Source organism: Frigoribacterium sp. CFBP 13605 (genome assembly GCF_014839405.1).
Lineage (GTDB): Bacteria > Actinomycetota > Actinomycetes > Actinomycetales > Microbacteriaceae > Frigoribacterium.
Genome location: NZ_JACYNS010000181.1, coordinates 1 through 2448, shown reverse-complemented (window position 1 = coordinate 2448; position 2448 = coordinate 1). Strand labels below are relative to the sequence as shown.

Annotated in this window: 2 protein-coding genes; both read left to right on the top strand. The window is 76.1% G+C overall.

All coding sequences use genetic code 11. From position 1 onward, the window contains the following. The coding region (locus IFT36_RS15780) for an exonuclease SbcCD subunit D (protein WP_249408690.1) at positions 1 to 697 on the top strand (697 nt) is incomplete at its 5' end. Beyond that, a partial coding sequence (locus IFT36_RS15775; protein WP_200413632.1) for an AAA family ATPase occupies positions 694 to 2448 on the top strand: 1755 nt, incomplete at its 3' end. The genes IFT36_RS15780 and IFT36_RS15775, both read left to right, overlap by 4 nt.

The window sequence follows — 2448 nt, the reverse complement described above, 5'->3', positions numbered from 1 at the left end:
CGCCGGGCGACCCGGCACCCGGTCGGTCGTGGTGGCGCACGCGTTCGTCGTGGCGGGGCCCGCAGCCGACCGCGAGCCCGACGGCGCCCCGACGCCCGAGCGCAGCGAGAGCGAGCGCGACATCCGGGTGGGCGGCGTCGACTCCGTGCCGTCGGCCGCGTTCGAGGGCGTCGACTACGTCGCCCTCGGCCACCTGCACGGTGCCCAGCGCGTCGGCCCGTCCGGTCGCCTGCGCTACTCGGGTTCGCCCCTGGCCTTCTCGTTCGGCGAGCGGAACCAGGTCAAGTCGTCCACGATCCTCGAGCTGGCCGCCGACGGCTCGGTCTCGGTCGAGCTCGTCCCGGCCCCCGTCCCGCGACGACTGGCCGAGGTGACCGACTCCCTCGACGCCCTGCTCGACGGGCGCCACGACGACCTGCGCGACGCCTGGCTCCGGGTCTTCGTCACCGATCCGGTGCACCCCGAACGGCTCTACACGCGGGTGGCCGAGCACTTCCCGCACGCCCTCGCGATCCACCACACGCCCGTCGGAGCGGTCGAGGCCTCGGCGCTCGCCGCCGTCACGGCCGAGTCCGACCCGATCGAGGTGGCGGCCGAGTTCGTCGCCTTCGCCTCGGGCGGGGCGGCGAGCGAGACCGAGCTCGCCGTGGTGCGCGGCGCCTACGAGGCCGCACTCGCGAGCGAGGTCGGCGAATGAACCTCCACCGGCTGACCCTGAGGGCCATCGGGCCCTACGCGGGCGAGCACAGCATCGACTTCGCCGCGCTCGGCGCCTCGGGCACCTTCCTGCTCGAGGGCCCGACGGGTTCGGGCAAGTCGACCATCATCGACGCGATCGTCTTCGCCCTCTACGGCGGGCTCGCCGGTTCGGCCTCGACGCCCGACCGCCTGCGCAGCCACCACGCCGCCCCCGACGTCGAGCCCTTCGTCGAGCTCGTCTTCGAGAACGGCGCGGGCGTGCACCGCATCCGACGCACGCCCGCGTACCGCCGCCCGAAGGCACGCGGCACGGGCACGACGCCGGCGAACGCGACCGCCAAGCTGTGGCGCCTCTCGTCGCCCGACGCCGTCGACGGCGAGATCGTCTCGATCAGCACGCAAGAGGCCGGCGCCGAGGTCTCGCGCATCCTCGGGCTCACGCGCCAGCAGTTCGTGCAGACCGTCGTCCTGCCCCAGGGCGAGTTCGCCGCCTTCCTCCGCTCGACCGGCGAGAAGCGCAAAGAGGTCCTGCAGTCGCTCTTCGGCACCGAGATCTACGAGCGCACCACGGCCGAGCTCGTCGACCGGCGGAAGGTCGCGAACGCCGCCGTCGCCGCCGCCGACCGCGACATCGAGCTGGCGCGAGCCAGACTGCTCGAGGCGAGCGGCCTCGAGGCCGAGGCCCTCGACGAGGGGCTGGCCGCCGACGGCGGGGTCGCCCTGCTCGGTGACCTCGAGACCCAGGCCGTCGCCGCGTCGGCTCAGCGGTCACGGGTGGTCGAGGCCCGAGAGGCGGCACGACGGTCGCTCGATGGCGTGCGGGCGCTGGGGGCGGCACTCGACCGACGAGCCGACCTGACCGTCCGGCGGACGCGCCTCGACGAGGGCGACGGCGAGATCGCCACGGTCCGCTCGCGTGTCGCCGCGGCGACCCGGGCCGCGACCGTGACCGATGCGCTCGCCGCGGTCACGCGGGCGACCGAGGCCGAGCGTGATGCGGCGTCACGCCTGGGCGAGGCCGCCGGGGTCGTCGCGGACGGCGAGACGAGGGCGGCGGACGGCGAGATCCCGATCCGAGCCGACGTCGCCGCCCGTCGCGACGCCCGACTGTCGGAACTCGCCCTCCTGACCGAGGCGGCCCGGACCGAGAAGGCCCTGCCCGGTCGCCGGACGGACCTCGAGGCGGCCGAGCAGTCCCTGTTGGAGGCCGACGAGCGGCGCCGGGAGCTCGACGCGCACCTCGTCGCGGCCCCCGCCGTGCGGGCGTCGCTCGTCGTCGAGCGCGACGCCCTGGCCGACGCCTCGACCGACCTCGTCGCCGCCGAGCAGGCGACGGCCGAGGCGCGGCTCCGCCTGCGTGACCTCGACGACCTCGACGCCCTCGGCCGGGCCGTCGACGCGGCGTCCGCACGACTGGCCGACGACTCGGCGGCGGCGCTGCGGGCCCTCGACGACGAGGCGGGCCTCCGCCGTCGGCAGATCGAGGGCATGGCGGGTCACCTGGCAGCGGCTCTGGTCGTCGGCGACCCGTGCCCCGTGTGCGGCTCGCGAGAGCATCCGGCCCCGGCGGCTCCCGGCACCGAGCATCCCACCGACGACCAGGTCGAGGCCGCGTCGCGGTCGTCCCGAGCGGCCGAGGCCCGTCAGCGCGAGTCCGCCGCACGGCACGCGACCGCCGAGGGGCGGGCCGCCGAGGCCCGCCGCGCCCTGGGCGACCTGACCCGCGACGACGTCGAGTCCGACCTGGCC